This window comes from Eggerthella sp. AM16-19 (assembly GCF_003474385.1).
In the GTDB taxonomy this organism is placed as follows: domain Bacteria; phylum Actinomycetota; class Coriobacteriia; order Coriobacteriales; family Eggerthellaceae; genus Senegalimassilia.
The window spans coordinates 75,914-92,373 of record NZ_QUCY01000005.1 but is presented as its reverse complement, the minus strand read 5'-3'; the positions used below and the strand labels follow the sequence as shown (position 1 = coordinate 92,373).

The window sequence follows — 16,460 nt, the reverse complement described above, 5'->3', positions numbered from 1 at the left end:
TTCAAGGCGATGCTCGTATAATCCTGGCTTACGTTGCGTGCAATCCAGAACCTCGAAAACGGCGATAGCGCGGCAGTGGCGGCGGATTTTGAGGTGCACTGAAACGTGCTTGCGCCAGCGCATGCTGCCCTGGTTTCCTGATTTCTCCGAGCGAGCCATGCAGCTTGTCCAGATCCGTTTCTATCGTAGTGTTTTGCGCATGGCCGCCGGATGGTTTGCGTTCGATACCGAAACCATCGATAGCTTGAACGAGGCGATCAGGTAACGAGGATCGAAAAGGCATGTCTTTGCTCTTTTCCTTGAGTATTGGATGGCGCTTGCCCTACGCCGATTCCTAGGCCGCCGGCGTGCAGATCGCGCCCGATGCTTGCTCAGCAGGATGACGAGATTTGGGCAACGTGTAGGGTGGGGAAGCGTTTCTTGTGACTTGCTGATTAACTTGCTAGCTGTTTGGCAAGTTGATCGGCTTGCGGCATTAGTCGGCTGATGTTCGCTCAGTAACCATTCGCGAGAACGCACCTCCGCCCTCTGCTCGGTTTGTGGTCACTTTGATGCAACGTGACCGAAATCTGCCAGAAATCAAGTGCGGATATGCTCGTCCTGTTTACTTAGGCTGTGAGAGGGAGAGATCATGGGGCTGAAGAAAGTGCTCGGAAAGGGCGTCCTTATGCTCACGGGCTACGCAACGGTGGTGGCATCCGGTTTTGCCATCGGCGTCGGTGGCGCGGCGGAAGCGGCGGGACCTATGGCAAGCCTGAGCTATTGGGTTATCGGCGGTCTGGCGACGTTGGCAACGGCTTTCGTGTTCTCTGAGCTTGCGACGATGTTCCCGAAATGCGGTGGCATTTGGGAATACACGAAGCAGGTGTTCGGGAAGGACCATCCGGTATCTTTCATGCTGGGGTGGATCTACTGGTTCGCCTTGCTGTTCGGCCTGAACGTCGAGCTTGTGTCGGTTGGCATCTACGTTCATGTGCTTGTCCCCGCGATTCCTCAGTGGGTCGGCTCCGTCGTCTGCTCTCTTATCTTCTTGGCCGTCAATAGGGTTGGCGTGAAGCTATCGGCGCTGGTTGAGGCGGCGTTCGGCGTTATCCTGATCGCCTCGAGCGCGCTGTTCGTCGTGATGGGCGCGACGATGATCGACCCGACTAACTATCAGCCGTTCGCCCCGTACGGCACGGTCGAGCCGTTTCTGCAGACGCTTCCTTACGTGGTGATTGCGTTCTGCGGCTTCGAGGTCGTTGCGACGCTTACCGAGGAATCAAAGAATCCGACGAAGGATATCCCTCATGCGCTTATCGGCGCCGCCATCTTCCTTACCGTGTTGTTCGGCGCTTTCGCCACGGTCCTGTACGGCTTGTTCCCGGCCGATGGTTTTGCCGAGCTGGGAACCGATGCTCCGCTTATCGTCGTCGGCGGCTCTTTGTTCGGCCTTGCGGGCATCGTGTGGATGACCATTCATTGCTTCACCGGTTCGATGAGCACTGCAAACGGCGGCGTTATGGGTCAGACGCGCGTGCTGTACGCTATGGCGCGCGAGGGCTGGTTCCCGCGTTCGTTCTCGAAGCTTGACGAGAACGGCACCCCGACCACAGCGCTGCTCGTCACGGCGGTTTCCATGATCTTGGTCTCGTTCCTGCCGATCGTGACGCCGGACGCTTGGACGCTTGCGGGCTTCCTGGGCGTGTTCGGTTACGGCCTGTGCTACATGTTCGCATGTGGGCTGCTCATCTACCTGCGCGTTAAGCGCCCGGAGCTTGAGAGGCCTTTCCGTTGCCCGCTTGTCCCCGTGATTCCCGCCATCGGCATTGTTCTGTATGCGTTGGCGATCGCGTTCTCGGGTATCCAGGTTATCGTTGTCGGCGTTGTTTGGTGTGCGGCGGGTGTTGCCTATTACTACCTGGTGGGACGCCGTTCGCGCGCAAAGTATCTGGCGGAACAGGGAAGCGAGACGGTGGTTTCCCCTCGGAATGCGGTGGCGCAGCCTGCTGCCATCGTCTCGGAATAGGTGAAGCATGAAGGTTAACGATCGCTATTGCTCTTTCTATTACGAAGATGACGACGATTGGGGCGAGGTTGAGATCGACCCCGAAACCACGGCGCTGCTCGTCATCGATATGCAGCACGTGTTCATCACCCGTCCTGAGATTGCGGATCCCACGGAGGCGCAGCGCAAGCGCGCCGAGCGATGGGAACAATTCTATCGGGCGATCGACGAGGTGGTGGTGCCGAACAACGAGCGCATCCTCGCCGCCTTCCGTGAGCGCGGCATGAGCGTGAACTTCGCGCGCATCGCGTGCTTGAAGCGCGACGGATCCGATAGATCGCTTGTCCAGCGAAGCTCGGGTTACAACGATCTTCTTGTCCCGCTCGACGATCCGGTCGGGCAGATCGTGCCGAAGCTTGCGCCGAAGGATGACGAGATCGTGTTCACGAAGACGACCGACAGCGCGGTTGCGGGCACGAACCTGTCGCTTCTGTTCCGCAACATGGGCATCGACACCGTGGTGTGCACGGGCGTGCTGACCGACCAATGCGTGTCGGGAACCGTCCGGTCCCTTGCCGACGAGAGCTTCAAGGTGTGGCTGATTGAGGACGCTTGCCGCGCGTCAACCGAGGAGATTCAGCGCGCCGAGTTGGAAATCCTCAACAACATCTACTGCCACGTGATCAACACTGATGAACTGCTCGCCGCATTGGGCGACGCGTAGGGCGGGGAGCGCTTCTTGTGGCTGCTGATCAACTTGCTAACCGTTTGGCAAGTTGATCGGCAAGCTGAATAATGATCGGCAATGGTCGGTCGATGTTGGTTGCGCACGCGAACAGGGGGACGGAGGGCGAACGGGGGACGGAGGCGTGTTCGCGTTAACCTTTCGCGCTCCTGAACGCTGTTCCGTGAACGAAACCTCGTCCCCTGTTCACCAGGCGACCGTTCGCGTGAACGTGTCTCCGTCCCTGTTCTCTCTCATGCCTGAGAAGAGACAGGGCGCTCAAAAGGCCGCGTATGCGGTCTTTTTTGCGATGCTCAGACACTCGTGCGAATCGTGTTATTTTCTTAAAAACCCATCACCATTTTTGGGTTATAGGGATATCTGACCTGCGGAAACGACATGTTACCCTGGTTTTCCGCTTGCGAGGAAATCGGCGCTCAGGGGTGTTTTCTTCTTGTGACGTGCGCTACAATCCCAATCGTTGAGAAAGCAATCTGCTCGTTCGAGCGTTTCTGATTTCTCCCATCGGGCATGCGTTGTGCCTTGGTGCTCTATATGTCTCCCTATTGTTGTGGTTATCGTCGCGAAGTGGCGACGTTGTCCCCTATGCCGTATGCGTCGGGGCGGTTTCATCGTGCGCAGATTGCGCTAGGAAGGGAAGAGGAAATGCTCGTTTCGCAGTTCACGAAAGAACGTTTTGGCACGGCGTCGGCTGTTGCCGCTTCGTTGGAGTGTCGTTTCGGCACCTCCTATGCCGCTTCCGACATCGTTATGGCCAGCGGGGTCGACAGCGCCATCAACGCGTTTATGGGCGCGGTGCTCAAGCCCGAAGACGAAGTGATCGCGTTTGCGCCTTGCGGCCAGACGTATCGCGCGATCGTCGAGGATAGGGGCGCTCGCCTGGTTGAGGTCCCGCTTGACGAGGAAACGATGCTGCCCGACTTCATCGCGCTCGAGTGTGCGCTCACCCCGCGCACGAAGTTGGTCATCGTGAGCACGCCGAACGATGCGAGCGCTATGGCATATCCGGAAGCTGTCGCTGACGGCATCGCCGGCGCTCTGTTCCGCGCGCCCAACGCGCGTTCGGCCATTCGATCATGCTGCTTTCCGACGAGGCTCATAGCGATATGGCGAACGACGGAGCGCAAAACCCTTGGTGGCCTGCTTTCTATTGCAATTCCGCGGTTGTGCGCACATCTGACGTGTCGGCTTCCGTCGCCGGGGAGCCTGCCGAGTATGTCGCGTTGACGCCGGAGATGGCCGACCGCGGCGATGTCGTTGCCGGCATCCGTCGCGCACTTCGCGAAGCCAATGTCGCGTACGCACCTGCCATGGCGCTGCGCGTGACGGTTCTGCCCTCGGCCGCATCCCCTGTCTCGTTCGCCGCTCGCTTCGCCTCGTAGCGCACAAGGTTGCGCTAGGGGCGGGAAGCCCCTGATAGCGCTAACCGCGGCTTCGAGGGTGTCGGGCTTGCGGCGAATATTGCTATGGCCGTCTCCCTCACCTTTTTGTTCATTACTGGATAGCATCTTTCATTTAGGCTTGCACACGTCAGCATTTTCAGGTTCAGTTAGCTTTTTCAGCATGCGTCAGCTTTGTTAGGTTCCGTTAGCATAGTTAGCAATCGTCAGTTCCAGTGCATTAGCTATAGGACTGCCAAGAGTGCTTGGCAGCCCTTTCTGTATTGAGCGTTGCTTGCTAACGGTTCGTAACAAGCGGAAAGCGAGACAGGACGGCTTTCGCCCGTTCGTCCCGCGCGTTCTCGGTGGAAAAACTAGGGCGCATCCGACCTCGCGGACACGCCCTTGCAAAACCAAGTGGTTTTTCCAGCAGAGAACAATCATGGCCGCTTAGGCGTTTGCGTGTCAATAAGCTTGAGCAGAAAACGTGGCGCACGAAACCCGACGGCGATCTTCTCGATTGCAGGCTTAGGGGCCCATGTACGCTCCAGCAAAGAAGGCTGCGACATTTTTTCAAGAATGCGTTCTCTATCTCGAGTTTGCGGATGCATCTTCTTGCCTCGTGCAAGCGCGCGGTTCTCGGCCTTCGAGTCAGGCTCGCTTGTGAGTTCGTTCCTTTGCGGGAACTACGGGTCGCCCGGCAAGCACGGGCGGGGTGGCGGACGGGCAACGTTACCGAACGCCCATTTGATATACTAATTAACTGTTGGTATACTATATGGCAATGGCCCCGGGAATGACCTCTGATTCAAGTCACCGGGGCTCGATTTGTATCTATAGGAGTTTTCTTGGCTGACGAGCAATGCAACCATCAGACGAAACGCGCCTGCGTCAACGGCACGAATATCCTCCCGTGGGTTGAGAGGTGGCTTTCCCCTGAACGTCTTGCCCCTTACCTCGAAGCTAGCGAGTGCGATGCCGAGAAGGCGCTCGAACTGTACCGCTGGAACGTTGCGCTCGGGCAGTTCCTCATGCGCGACATCTCGTACTTCGAGGTGGCTCTCCGCAATGCTTACAACGATACGATGGAGGCTCGTTGGGATGGCGAGTGCCACTGGCTTCTCGATGGCGACTCTCCTGTGCGCAGGCCTGTCATGAGAAAGTCAGGCAAGGGCACGGTGGACGTCAACCGCATCAATCGGAAGATCATCGACGTTGCCGTGAACGGGCTTCCCGAGGGGTTTTCGAGCGGTGACCTTGTCTCGAATCTGACACTTGGCTTCTGGGTTCATCTTACGGACCGCAGCCGCGAGGCCGTCATCTGGCGAACAGGACTTTATGCCGCCTGGCCGAAGGGCACGAGGCGCGTCGCGCTCCAGAATCGGCTTGACGGCATCCTGCGCGTGCGCAACCGTATCGCGCACAACGAGCGGCTCTTCAACCCGAAGTGCGAGCAGCTATCCCCGATGCGCGTGAACGCTGACGCTCTGGCGCTTCTCGGGCAGCTCTGCCCCGAGGCGGCGGCGTACGTTCGAGGGTCAGACAAGGAGACTATCGAAGATTTCCTTGCGCGCAACCCTGCGCCTGTGAACGTGAGGCTTTAGCTACTAGCCCCGTTCAGCATATTGCCGCTCATCGTTATGAGCATGTGAGCTACAATTCAGTTAGTGAAACAGTCCTTGCGGACTCTACGTGAGGCAAGGACAAAGGAGGGTCGCTGGAACAACCAGCGGCCCTTTGATTAATGACTTCAGTCTGGCGCGCGCGTAGCCGCGCCAAGCAAACCGCCCGCTATGCGGGCGGACGACAACCTGCTTTACAAAACCACCCTCCCGCCGGATATTGACGATTGTTCAGGCCGTCAAGAATCCGAGAAGGAAGGGTGGTGTTCGGCTATGGCCAACAAAGCCTACAGCCTTTCGCACACGAAGTGGATGTGCAAGTAACACATCGTGTTCACGCCGAAGTATAGGCGAAAGGCCGTCTACGGCCAAATCAGGTCCGACATAGGGGAGATCCCGAGGAGGCTCTGCGAGTACAAGGGCGTCGAGATAATAGAGGGGCACCTCATGCCCGACCATGTGCGCATGCTGCCGGCGATACCGCCGAAGTACAGCGTGTCGAGCGTGATGGGCTGCCTGAAGGGCAAGGGCTCGCTCATGATCTTCGACAGGCACGCCGAACCTGAAGCACAGGTTCGGCAACAGGGGGTTCTGGGCGGAGGGCTGCTGCGTCTCCACCGTCGGGCTCGACGAGGCGACCGTCGCGAAGTACATCAGGGAGCAGGAGGCCGCCGACATCGCGCTGGACAAGCTGAGCGTCAAGGAGTACTCCGATCCGTTCAAGAAGTAGCCGGGGCCCGCCGGTCGACCGGCTCGCCACGGGTCAAGGGCAATAGGGCCTGAACAGCGTGAAGGCCGGCGTCTTTAGGCGCGCGCCGGCCTCCCATGGGTTATACCCTAAGAGCAAACCACCCGCTATGCGGGTGGTCCTGGTTCTGCAGGTGATCATGGTCATCGGTCCTGTGGTGGCACCCTGTGGGCCTACCTGCTCACTTCGCGCAAAGCGCATATCAAGGAGCTGGAGAAGTAAAACGGCGGGATTTTTCAATCGCATATGGATTAGCGCCATTTTGTTGGATGAGGTGCGCGGTTTTGCTGATGGGCATTATCGAGAACGTAACGAAAACGAGCTTGTTTCAGCGCTTTGAGCATGCTATGAAAAGCGACCGCGTTTAATGATTTTGCAAAAAAGGCACGCGCTGGTGACGCTGTTCTGCTATATCAACATGAGTCCCAGCACCACTTGCTTGCCCGCTGGCACGCTGGCCAGCGGCGCGAAGCTGCCGACAACATCGTACCTGTTCGGACCGGAATTCGTCATGAGGGCGCCTTTTGTCAGAGGTTTCCTTAGCTTTGTTGGCCGCTGTCCTTATAGGTGCGGCGTCTATTGCGCGTCCGGGTGCCGTGCTTCGCGAACGCAAGCGGTATAAAATCGATTTCATGAGCAAGCAGTATGCCTTGCTTTTGGCGGTTCAGGAACTCACAAAAATGACCACTGTTGGACAGAAAGTTGAGACCTTGAACGATAAAAGACTTCTCATATGCTTGATTAGCCTGAATCCGTATCACCTATTCCATGAATTCCTTCGTTGAGTACATATTTGGATACTCATTTGCGCCCTGACGGTGACTGGTAAAACGCTCCTTCGGTATCCTCGCAATTTGTCCTAAATTCCTTCAGCTTCTCGAGATATTGCCCAACAGTGGCCACTTTTTCGAAAAGATGAGCATCATATGCTGCGCTCGTCTCCCTTGACGCCTGACTGCTTGATTCGCAGATTTTGCACGCCCTATAGCGAAAGGGCCTTGAGGCCGAAATCGCTAGGAAAGGACTGCATATGCGAACGCTAAACGCTTCGCAGCCAAAAGCGCGGGAAAGCAAAGCTGAGAAAACTTCCGCGAGTTCATCGCCGAATCCCGCTTGCTGTTCAAGCGTTGAACAGATTTGCTGGAATTCGGGAGGACGGCAGATGAACAACGCACACGAGCACGGTGGCTGGACGATTTCGGAGGTTGAGCGCCTGACGGGCTTGCCGCGGCGCGACATCCAGCGCTGCTGCTACAGCGGGAAAGGAGGGCTGGGTATTGTAAAACCTCAGGACAGCACGTGGGGAAGAAGAACCTATAGCGCACGTGATGTTGCAACGCTGTTCGTGGTCCGCCTGGAAAAGCAGCAGGGACTGAGTCTCCCCGAAATCGGTGAAAAGCTGCGCAAGCACCCAGCAACTGGAAGTGAGGCAGAACCCGGGCTGCTGGCGGTACACATAGAAAGACTCAAAGAACGACAAGAAGAGGTTGCGGGGCAGCTCCTGGCTGCGCGAGCGTTGCTGATGGCTTCGCAGGGTGAAGAACCATCGTTGGCTGGCGAGCTTACCGAGAACGAAATCGATGCGCAGGTGGTTGAAACCCTTCGCAAGATGGCAGACGAAGAAGCAAGGCAGGACAGTGTGTCTGCCGGCTGTGCCGCCCATCGCGGGTGGCTTATTCGCTCTTTTGCACCACTTGTGGAGAATGTCGATTCTTCTGAAGCATCAGTGTGCGCCGCGCTTGCGCTTGCAGGCGCGATTGACGACATCCATGGACGTTACAACGTGTCGCATGTTGCTGCAAAGGCAATTCTGAACTGGGCATTGAATGCACCCGGCATGTCCGTTGTTGTTGATGTGTGGCTTGGACCGGGAGCCTACGAGCTGCTTTTGCGGACGCTTCGTTAGTTCGCGGCTATATGGAATACGACCGAAAGGAACCATTATGAAACAGTCGATCATCGTTGCAGCAGGCGCCGCAATGTTTGCCTTAGCTCTTGCGCTTGCTGGTTGCGGCGCACCTCAAGACCAGCAATCAAACGTCGAGCAGAAAGTTAGCGAGGCCCAGCAGGAAATGGCTGTTCAGCAAAGCGAACTGATTAAGCCTTCTCCTGATAAGCACACATGGTACGTCAAAGACTACCGCGGAATGAACGCGGCATCTGTTGGCTATACCGCTTTAGACGAGTTGCGTCACGACCGGTATGGTAGCGGCACCTCGGGGATCGTCTACGTCAGCGCTGAAGGAGCGTATATTAACCCGACGGACGAAGAGGGTCTGAAGCAGTACGTTGTTTACGACCAAAATCTGAAACCCAATACAGAGATCAAGCTTGAGTTTTTGAAGCAGGAAGATGGGACCGAATACGATAATCTTGTGGCAAGCGAGTCTCAGGAAGAGATAGTGCTTGCAGTAAAGAAAATCGGGGAAGCCGACGGTACGGCACCGTGCATGACCGCAATCGATTTCTCACCAGATAAGTACACGCGTGCGTTGCGGGATTACGTTGGGCGCAATCTTGCTTCGTGCGGATATATCAGTATGGCGGGCTCGCTTGCCGACCATTATGGTAGCGGATACATCACGATGAATGTGCTAGCCAGCGATGGAAGCTATATCGAGCTCGATGACAAGGATTCGTTGGCTGATTATGTGGTAGTCGGGCAAAGCATGCAACCGAACACCATGATTACCATGGAGTTTAGCAAGAAAGCCGACGGCACGGAATACGATAACCTTGTGAGCAGCCAAAGTGTGAAATCGCTAGACCTGAAAGTGGCCAAGCTGAAATCCTGATGCTTGTGCAATACGAGGAGCGTCTATGAACTAGCAAGTTTTGGATACGGGCCGATGTGAAAGCGTCGGCCCGATTTGGCTTGGTTAACGTGTGCACAAGCTTTTCGGAGACGCGGGGAGTTATCGGGGCGGGCGTCGGCCGGCTAGAAGTCGATCAAGTCGCGCACGTTAACTTCAAGGGCATCGGCGAGGCGGCACAAAAGGTCGAGTCCCACGTTCACGGTGCCGTTCTCGATTTGCCAAATGTGCGTCTGGTTCGAGCCAATCATGAGGGCAAGCTTGCGCTGGGACAGCCCTTGCTGCTCCCGTAACGTCTTGATGCGCGCGCCCATCCGCTTTCTTCGCTCGTCTGTGCTCATAAGCGCATCGTAAAAGCTATAATGTTTAGGGTGACTTGCTATAGCAAGTCAGCAGCCGAAACCGCAGATGATGGGTATAGGGAAGAGTCTGAAAAAGCCGCACTGGCGGGAAGGGTGACAGGATGGAGCTTCTACCCGGAAACACCGAGCCGAAAGCAAATGCGCGATTCTACATGCGCTACGCTATCAGTGCGTTGGCGCTGATAGCCGTGCTGTTTTGTTTCACGAAATTTGCAAACACCATGTCGATGATTGCGTTTGCCCTTGTGCTAGTCTTGCTGACGGCAATAGCAACCCCCACCTTCGCCTACGTGCTGTTTGCCACCAAGCTGCATGATCGAACTTTACTCAACGAATCGGGATTCGCGGCGAAATACACTCGCGGCAAAACCATTCGCATCATTATGTCTTTCGTGTTGTCCGTATTCGCGATGGCCAGTTTGCTGCTGTCGGTTGTTCGCTGGGGCCAGTCTGAATGGATGATTGTGGTAGCTGGCGCTGTTGTGTGCCCGTTTGTATTCATGCTGGCGAACAAGATTGCGGCACATGAGTTCAAGCTGGCCTTCGAGAAAACGGGGACGCTGGTCCTTGGCGGATTTCTTCTGACGGCGGCGCTCGGTATTGCCTCGGCTGCCGTCGTCGCAAACACGCCTGTACTTCAGTTCGATAGCGTCCTCGAATCCTATTTGGCTCACGAAAACCCTTTCGGCGAATCATCGTCGACGTTGTTGATGGATGCTGGTCTGGTGGCAACGTATACCGACACAGTGATCGCCTGCCTGCTGTCTCAAGTCGCCGACGCATCGTGGAGCGGATATGTCGGCCTGCAGGTTATCCTGACGATTTGCTCACTTGGCGGTTTCGTGAACCTGCTTTGCGCATGCATGATGCCCGATTGCGTTTTGGAGCTGTTCCTCCCGCTTGTTGATGTGGGCGAATCGGAACAACGCATTCAGCGGCGGAAGCCGCAAGCTGGGCTCGTTGTGCTTGCGGCCGTCTTGGTAATCGCCCCCGTAGCGGCAGCGCTATGGGCCGAAGGAAAGGCTGCGGAAATCAAGTCTGTCGAAGGCGTGTCGCAAGGAAAGCAACTCGTGCAGGATCAAATCGGCAAAGCGGTTTACATGATCGACGGCAAAACGTACGACCAGGAAGCCGTTGAGATGGTGCTGGGCGAATTGTCGGGCGAATCCTCGCAGCTCACCGACCGCGTGCAGAACACGCTTGTGCCCCTGATCAACGCCTCGTTCGATAAGCGGATCGAGAACATCGACAACTATCTCGATTGGTATTACTCGCCTCCGGCAGATTACGAACGAGTGCTGCGTGTATTCACCGGCAGCCTTGAAGAGGGGTTGAAAGACCAGCTGACAACGTCGCTTACCGAGGGCATTGATGATTCCGAGCTCAACGATGAGATGCAAGCTTGCACTGAACAGGCCGCCCAACTGCAGGAAGAGCTCAAGAGCAGGCTTGCGGACTGCGAGGTGAGCAACGTCCCCGATTGGCTGATGAAGCCGGCCGAGTTCGACCCGCAGCGATTGACGGACATCGAGAAGCCAATCGAGAAGCTCATGGAGGATAGCCAGAGAATCACCGCCAGCGTCGGAGCGGGCGCGCTCGGAGGTTTTGTGGCGAAGAAGGTTGTCGACCGAATTGTCGGGAAAAAAGCCTTTGAGAAGATGGCGACGACACTAGCGAGGTCCATAGAGGTGAAAGGTGCGTCATCGGCAATCGGCGCGGCAGCGGGCAGCGTTGCGCCCGTTGCCGGAAACATCGCAGGTGCCGCAGCCGGAACCGCCATCGGAATTGGCGTCGACTTCGCACTGCTAAAAGCCGACGAGATGCAAAATCGGCAAAGCTATCACGATGAAATAGCGGAAACCATCGAAGAGCAGCGAGCAGAAGTCCTAGCAGCGCTACCGCAGCCGCCCGCAGGGGAGTAAGAGAATCAGTCAACTGGCCAGATGCTAGTTAGCCAAGACAGCGAGAAAGGGAATCGAATGAGCGAGGAGCAAAATCAGGAACGAGCAATCATCGCCGACGAGCAGGATGTCGAATACGAGATCGGTCATCTCGATGAGACGCAAGGCAAAGAAGCTGAGGAATTCGCTTTAAAGGTGATTAAGGCAGCGGCATCTTTGAAGATGGTTAAAATCGACCGAGGAAAGTTCTTGCGCACCGAGCTGCAGAAACATTACCCAGAAGCTGATTTAGACCTCGCCGTGTCCGAGACTCCAGCCGAAGCAGGAGTTCCAGCAGAGGTTCTCGACACCATCGCTACCGAAGCCATAGATTTCGAAACTAAAAAATGCTCGGCATTTTCGTTTGCTGCAGGAATACCAGGCGGCTTGGCGATGGCGGGTACGGTTCCCGCAGATTTGGCCCAATATTTCGCCCATGTTATGAGAATCGAGCAAAAACTCGCCTACATTTACGGATGGCAATCGTTTCTTGAGGACAACGACGAAGTGGATGACGAATCCCTCGCAAAATTCATCATGCTGCTCGGTGTCATGATGAACGTCGGCGCGGCAGCAAACGCCATCAATTCTTTTGCGAACCAGACTGCAAAAATAGGGGTTCAGAAAGCGATTCAGAAACAAGCGCTGACGAAATTGCCGTTCTGGCCCGTCCTACGGAAGATCCTTCGCGTACTCGGCGTCCAATTGACGAAAGAAGCGTTTTCCAAAGGTGTCAGCAAGCTGATCCCGGTCATTGGCGGACTTGTATCAGGTGGCGTAACCTATGCGACGTTTAAGCCCTCCGCCGAGCACCTGCGTAAATACCTGCGCGAACTTCCAAATTCTGGGATCGAACCGGGCACTCCCGAGATCGAACAAGCAAATCCAGCTCAAGATGCGGTTCATGCAATCACCGATGGGGCAGCTGCCGCGGCAGACGTTGCCGCAAAGGCGGGATCTGCGGTAGTCGACGGCGCGGCTCAAGTCGGCTCCGTCGTTGCCGAAGGAGCCGCGCAAGCTGGTAGCGCCATTGCGGATGGCGCCGCTAAAGCGGGATCTGCAGCAATGGAAGGAGCCGCGCATGTAGGATTCGCCATCGCTGAGGGTGCTGGCAATATCGGCAAGTTCTTCGGGTCGTTTGGGAAACGATAAGGAGGAGGTTTGCTCATGGGAGCGCCGTTTGATGTTTTTGCCTTTGCTAATGACGTTGGGAAGGGGGTTGGCGGTCTAGTTAAAGGCGCTGCCGACGTTGCCGCAGGTGCTGTCGGAGTAGCAGCGAATCTTGTCGAAGGGGCCACAAGCGAAATCGCGGGTGTTGGCGAGCGCCATAACGCGTCGGAGCTTCCAGAACCTCGTTACCGCGACAGCATAGTTTCTGAAGTCAACAACATCGCTATCTCCTATATTCGCGTGCGGCGAGTCGAGCTTGACCACGAGCAAAGGGTGGTGGAAGGACCGGAGAAATACCTCCGACTCTCCCATAGGGGGCTTGAGTTGATGAACAACGAGCCAGACCTCGGGAAAGGGTGGATAGCAATACTTGCAGATGCGTTTGACGACGAGCTGCCCGCGCCGCTTGAGCCCGAAACTGCGATACGCGTACGAAACGCGTCAGTGTACTCAAAAGAGAAAGACGCCGGACTTGATTGGCTTCGCAACGCGTCGATTGGCGGCATCATCGGGGCATTAACGCCCGGAAAGTTTGTTGCCGCTGTCGGAGGCGCAATTCTTGGCGCTACGCTGACGCCAGGACCTGAGCGACGTTGGTTCCTGGACATCCTCGATTACGATACGAGCAAGTGGGTATTCGAACTCGAAAACGAAGAAGCGGGTAAAAAGGTGATTACATTTCTGGATGAGCATTTGGCTGTCTAAATTGTCCTTGCTTTTCGGGTATAGCTTAATCGCGCAGACGACCTGTCTCTGCTCCAGCAACCATTTCCAGGAAGGGGCTACGTGAATCACGCCTTCGGGGACGTTGATATCGGTTTCCTCGTCAAATGTCACGATGGTTGCGGTGTCCTTTTCGAAGCGTGCCATGGCTTCTTGTAGGGTAGGCATTCTGAATATTTCGCGTCGCTTTCTGCAACCTGTAACAGATTTTTACAGTTTTGGCCCGAAACTGTAAAAATCTGTTACAGGTTGGGTGGGCTATGGAGGCGAACGGTCTTGCGCAGTCCGCTGCAGTTGGCCTCCCCAAGCGCACGAGACCCGCAGGTGGGAATTCCTGACCTGCGGGTTTCGTGTTTGTGCGCTCCTGTTGGGCATGACGGTTGCTTGCGTTCGCCCGAAGCGGCTAGCTTGCGGTCGCTTCTGCCAACAGCTTACTGCTCGTCGGTTATGCCGGCAGCTTCCTCGAGCAGCTTGCTGTCGGTGTAGCTCAGCCAGCCGTCGGGCACCACGGCGTCGGTGTGGCACTGCGTGCAGTAGTTCACGCTGGCGCGGTGAGCCTTGTGGCACGTGGTACACTTCTGCTCACCATGCTGCGGCGTGTGCGGGTTGATCTTGCCCATCCACGCCGTCTTCTTCTCCAGCTCGTCGCGGGTATAGGGGTGGCAGCTCGAATTCATGCAGAACTCGTCGGAGTTCTCAAGGCCGCGTGCCTCCACCAGCTGCGTGGCCGTGCGCTCGCCAAGCGGGCTGTCGAAGTTGCCGCTGATCCACTCGGTGCCTTCGGTCATCTGCTCGTCAAGCTGCGGCACGTGGCAGTCCATGCAGGTCTTGCCCACCTGGTTGTGCACGGCGGCCAGCATGCTGCTAGCGTCTTCCACCTCGTTGCCCCACTTGTCGGTGGCCGGCTGACCAGGTACGGCCTCGAACGTGGGCAAGTAGGGGTCCATCGGGTCGTGGCAGATGGCGTTGCAGAAGCTCGGCTGCTCGTGCCACACCAAGAAGCCGGCGCCGGCCACCACCAGCACGACCGCGATGCAGCCGAGCGTGATGCCCAGGCGCTTGCGCTTCTCCATCGGGCGTTTGGCCGCCGGCTGCGACGTCCCTTCGCGTTTCGTCTCTTCGGATTTGCTCATCGCTTACTTCCTTTCGAACGCGGTGGGCGCCTATGCGATACCCAGGACGTTGCGCACGGCGATACGGCCGAACGCGCAGCATTCGCCCAGGTTGCCGCCGCCGTTGTACATGTCGCACCACACGCTGCCGAACTCGCCGGCGCTGTAGAGGTTGGGGATCGCATCGCCGTTAAGGTCGAGGATCTGCGCGTGCTCGTTGCGGCGCGGGCCGCCGTCGGTGTTGAGCATCGTGGTCGAGCAATGGCAGGCATGGAACGGTGCGCCCTTGATGGGGGTCAGCGTCTTCGCCGGACGGAAGAATGCCGGGTCGCTGCCGGCCTCGCAGTATTCGTTCCACTGCGCCACGGTCTTCACCAGCTCGGCCTTGTTGATGCCCGCCTTGTCGGCCAGCTCCTCGATGGTGTCGGCCGTGTAGCCATAGCCCTCGCTCGACGGTTCGAAGTTCGGGGCCGTGGAGTAGGCCATCATCTTCTTGTAGCCCTCGTCGTCCAAGATGTACCACGTGGTCTTCGGCATGGGCAGGTGCGGCCATTCGCCGCCGAACTGCATGTGGCCGTGGCGGCTGCCCACGTTGATGTTGAGCGGATTCTGGTCGATGACCTCCCAGTCGTGCTCATGGTCGGAATCCCAGTCCATAAAGAAGCGGCGGCCGTTTTCGGCCACGGTGATGCCGAATTGCTTGGGCGTGCGCATGGTCACGTCTTCGCCCTCGATGGGGCTGACGCTCGTCCACATGCCTGCGCAGCTGTTCATGTGCCACATGTCGGCGCCGATGCGGGCGCAGATGTAGTGGCCGTCGCCAGTGTTCATGCGGCCGGCGATGCAGCGCGCAGTGGTGGCGGACAGGTAGTCGGCGCGCATCTGCTTGTTGTTCTCGAAACCGCCGCAGCACATGATGACGCCCTTGTTGGCCTTCACGTACACGGTTTGGCCCTCATAGGAGTACACGCCGCCGAGGACGGCCTTGCTCTCGGGGTCCTGGATGAGCGCGGTGAGCGGAGCGTTCAGCTTGTGCGTGATGTTGGGGTTATCCGCGAACACCGAGTTCACGAACTTGATGACGTGGTCGTACTTTTCGTCCTTGAAGAACAGCACGCCCAGGTTGTAGCCGTGCGGCAGCTCGGCGTACTCGGGGTAGCACGTATCGCCGGTGCCGGGATGGAAGTGCGTGGTTGCCTTGATGTAGTCGTCCTGGAACCCGGGCAGGCTTTCCAGCCACGTGCGGTTCTCATGAATGCCCTCGGCGAACGCATCGAGCACCGTGTCGGGCGTGTTGTCCATCTCGCCGCGCAGCTCGTAGAGGTACTGGCGGAAGCCTTCGGCGTGCTCGTCGTCGGTCCACAGCACGCGACCGGCGGAAAACGGGCTGTCGCCGTCGCCGAGCACGAGCGCGCCTTTCTCGAGCAGCAGCGCCTTGGCGCCGTTGCCCTCGGTGGCCACCGTTGCCGCAGCCGCTTGACCGGCCAGGCCGCCGCCCACGATGAGCACGTCGGTTTCCTCGTCCCAATCGATCTCGCCGATCGACTGCGCGAAGTTGTTCTTGTTGGGCTCCTTTCCCTTTGCGGAGCATCCGCCGAGCGCGGCGGCCGCGGCGCCAGCGAGCACGGTTGCGCCCGCCGCCTTGATGAAGCCGCGACGCGACTGCGTCAGGTTCAAATCAGCCATCGAATCCATCTTCGTCCCTTTCCGTGAATTCCGATTCCCACGTCTGTGGCTGATAGGAACGATACGCAAGCCGGCTGAGGGAATCGTCACCCGCACCTGGGGTAACGCATGCGTCAAAGCGGGTGAAATAGGGGGGTACCCGAAGAGGGGGAGATACGCATTTCCGCAGGTGA

At 57.4% G+C, this 16,460-nt stretch carries 13 protein-coding genes and 1 pseudogene; 10 read left to right on the top strand and 4 right to left on the bottom strand.

Annotated features, from left to right (window positions below):
* Nucleotides 1-28: 28 nt before the first annotated feature.
* Nucleotides 29-283 carry a hypothetical protein gene (locus DW178_RS11125; protein WP_147363801.1) on the bottom strand — a complete coding sequence of 85 codons (255 nt, stop codon included), beginning with the start codon at nucleotides 281-283 and terminating at the stop codon, nucleotides 29-31.
* A 348-nt stretch (nucleotides 284-631) separates the two neighbouring features.
* Here DW178_RS11125 and DW178_RS03390 point away from each other — a divergent pair, with 348 nt between their 5' ends.
* The 7 genes and pseudogenes from DW178_RS03390 (at nucleotide 632) to DW178_RS03355 (ending at nucleotide 9,276) form a co-directional block, all read left to right on the top strand.
* Complete coding sequence (locus DW178_RS03390) at nucleotides 632-2,008, top strand: APC family permease (RefSeq protein ID WP_118349695.1); 1,377 nt, start codon at nucleotides 632-634, stop codon at nucleotides 2,006-2,008.
* Nucleotides 2,009-2,015: 7 nt separating this feature from the next.
* A complete protein-coding gene (locus DW178_RS03385) occupies nucleotides 2,016-2,711 on the top strand; it encodes a cysteine hydrolase family protein (protein WP_118349694.1) in 696 nt (231 codons plus the stop codon).
* Nucleotides 2,712-3,377: 666 nt separating this feature from the next.
* On the top strand, nucleotides 3,378-3,959 hold the full coding sequence (locus DW178_RS03380; RefSeq protein ID WP_158574034.1) for an aminotransferase class I/II-fold pyridoxal phosphate-dependent enzyme: 582 nt from the start codon (nucleotides 3,378-3,380) through the stop codon (nucleotides 3,957-3,959).
* Between the two features lie 1,000 nt (nucleotides 3,960-4,959).
* Complete coding sequence (locus DW178_RS03375) at nucleotides 4,960-5,715, top strand: Abi family protein (protein ID WP_158574031.1); 756 nt, start codon at nucleotides 4,960-4,962, stop codon at nucleotides 5,713-5,715.
* Nucleotides 5,716-6,060: 345 nt separating this feature from the next.
* Nucleotides 6,061-6,463, top strand: a pseudogene (gene tnpA / locus DW178_RS03370) (IS200/IS605 family transposase).
* Between the two features lie 1,180 nt (nucleotides 6,464-7,643).
* Nucleotides 7,644-8,387 carry a MerR family transcriptional regulator gene (locus DW178_RS03360; RefSeq protein WP_158574029.1) on the top strand — a complete coding sequence of 248 codons (744 nt, stop codon included), beginning with the start codon at nucleotides 7,644-7,646 and terminating at the stop codon, nucleotides 8,385-8,387.
* Between the two features lie 37 nt (nucleotides 8,388-8,424).
* The gene (locus DW178_RS03355; protein WP_118349689.1) at nucleotides 8,425-9,276 is read left to right on the top strand and encodes a hypothetical protein; all 852 of its coding nucleotides are present in this window, start codon (nucleotides 8,425-8,427) and stop codon (nucleotides 9,274-9,276) included.
* Between the two features lie 143 nt (nucleotides 9,277-9,419).
* Here the strand turns inward: DW178_RS03355 and DW178_RS03350 are convergent, their stop codons facing one another.
* Nucleotides 9,420-9,608, bottom strand: a complete 189-nt coding sequence (locus tag DW178_RS03350; RefSeq protein WP_286168485.1) for a helix-turn-helix domain-containing protein — start codon at nucleotides 9,606-9,608, stop codon at nucleotides 9,420-9,422.
* 149 nt (nucleotides 9,609-9,757) lie between these two features.
* Between DW178_RS03350 and DW178_RS03345 the strand changes: the two genes are divergently transcribed.
* The 3 genes from DW178_RS03345 to DW178_RS03335 are packed head-to-tail and all read left to right on the top strand — an operon-like array spanning nucleotide 9,758 to nucleotide 13,471.
* Nucleotides 9,758-11,578 (top strand): hypothetical protein, encoded by a 1,821-nt coding sequence (locus tag DW178_RS03345; RefSeq protein ID WP_118349687.1) that lies wholly within the window; start codon nucleotides 9,758-9,760, stop codon nucleotides 11,576-11,578.
* 57 nt (nucleotides 11,579-11,635) lie between these two features.
* Nucleotides 11,636-12,748 carry a hypothetical protein gene (locus DW178_RS03340; protein ID WP_118349686.1) on the top strand — a complete coding sequence of 371 codons (1,113 nt, stop codon included), beginning with the start codon at nucleotides 11,636-11,638 and terminating at the stop codon, nucleotides 12,746-12,748.
* A 15-nt stretch (nucleotides 12,749-12,763) separates the two neighbouring features.
* The gene (locus DW178_RS03335; RefSeq protein ID WP_118349685.1) at nucleotides 12,764-13,471 is read left to right on the top strand and encodes a hypothetical protein; all 708 of its coding nucleotides are present in this window, start codon (nucleotides 12,764-12,766) and stop codon (nucleotides 13,469-13,471) included.
* A 449-nt stretch (nucleotides 13,472-13,920) separates the two neighbouring features.
* On the opposite strand, the gene cgr1 is transcribed toward DW178_RS03335, so the two are convergent.
* Together cgr1 and DW178_RS03325 are read right to left on the bottom strand one after the other, a co-directional pair.
* Complete coding sequence (gene cgr1, locus DW178_RS03330; RefSeq protein WP_118349684.1) at nucleotides 13,921-14,622, bottom strand: cytochrome c-type protein Cgr1; 702 nt, start codon at nucleotides 14,620-14,622, stop codon at nucleotides 13,921-13,923.
* A gap of 30 nt (nucleotides 14,623-14,652) precedes the next feature.
* Complete coding sequence (locus DW178_RS03325; RefSeq protein WP_118349683.1) at nucleotides 14,653-16,296, bottom strand: FAD-binding protein; 1,644 nt, start codon at nucleotides 16,294-16,296, stop codon at nucleotides 14,653-14,655.
* Nucleotides 16,297-16,460: the final 164 nt, after the last annotated feature.

Excerpts from the sequence above, each read along its gene's own strand:
- DW178_RS11125 (WP_147363801.1), bottom strand. The coding sequence starts at position 283 with ATGCCTTTTCGATCCTCGTTACCTGATCGCCTCGTTCAAGCTATCGAT.
- DW178_RS03390 (WP_118349695.1), top strand. The coding sequence starts at position 632 with ATGGGGCTGAAGAAAGTGCTCGGAAAGGGCGTCCTTATGCTCACGGGC.
- DW178_RS03385 (WP_118349694.1), top strand. The coding sequence starts at position 2,016 with ATGAAGGTTAACGATCGCTATTGCTCTTTCTATTACGAAGATGACGAC.
- DW178_RS03380 (WP_158574034.1), top strand. The coding sequence starts at position 3,378 with ATGCTCGTTTCGCAGTTCACGAAAGAACGTTTTGGCACGGCGTCGGCT.
- DW178_RS03360 (WP_158574029.1), top strand. The coding sequence starts at position 7,644 with ATGAACAACGCACACGAGCACGGTGGCTGGACGATTTCGGAGGTTGAG.
- DW178_RS03355 (WP_118349689.1), top strand. The coding sequence starts at position 8,425 with ATGAAACAGTCGATCATCGTTGCAGCAGGCGCCGCAATGTTTGCCTTA.
- DW178_RS03350 (WP_286168485.1), bottom strand. The coding sequence starts at position 9,608 with ATGGGCGCGCGCATCAAGACGTTACGGGAGCAGCAAGGGCTGTCCCAG.
- DW178_RS03345 (WP_118349687.1), top strand. The coding sequence starts at position 9,758 with ATGGAGCTTCTACCCGGAAACACCGAGCCGAAAGCAAATGCGCGATTC.
- DW178_RS03340 (WP_118349686.1), top strand. The coding sequence starts at position 11,636 with ATGAGCGAGGAGCAAAATCAGGAACGAGCAATCATCGCCGACGAGCAG.
- DW178_RS03335 (WP_118349685.1), top strand. The coding sequence starts at position 12,764 with ATGGGAGCGCCGTTTGATGTTTTTGCCTTTGCTAATGACGTTGGGAAG.
- cgr1 (WP_118349684.1), bottom strand. The coding sequence starts at position 14,622 with ATGAGCAAATCCGAAGAGACGAAACGCGAAGGGACGTCGCAGCCGGCG.
- DW178_RS03325 (WP_118349683.1), bottom strand. The coding sequence starts at position 16,296 with ATGGATTCGATGGCTGATTTGAACCTGACGCAGTCGCGTCGCGGCTTC.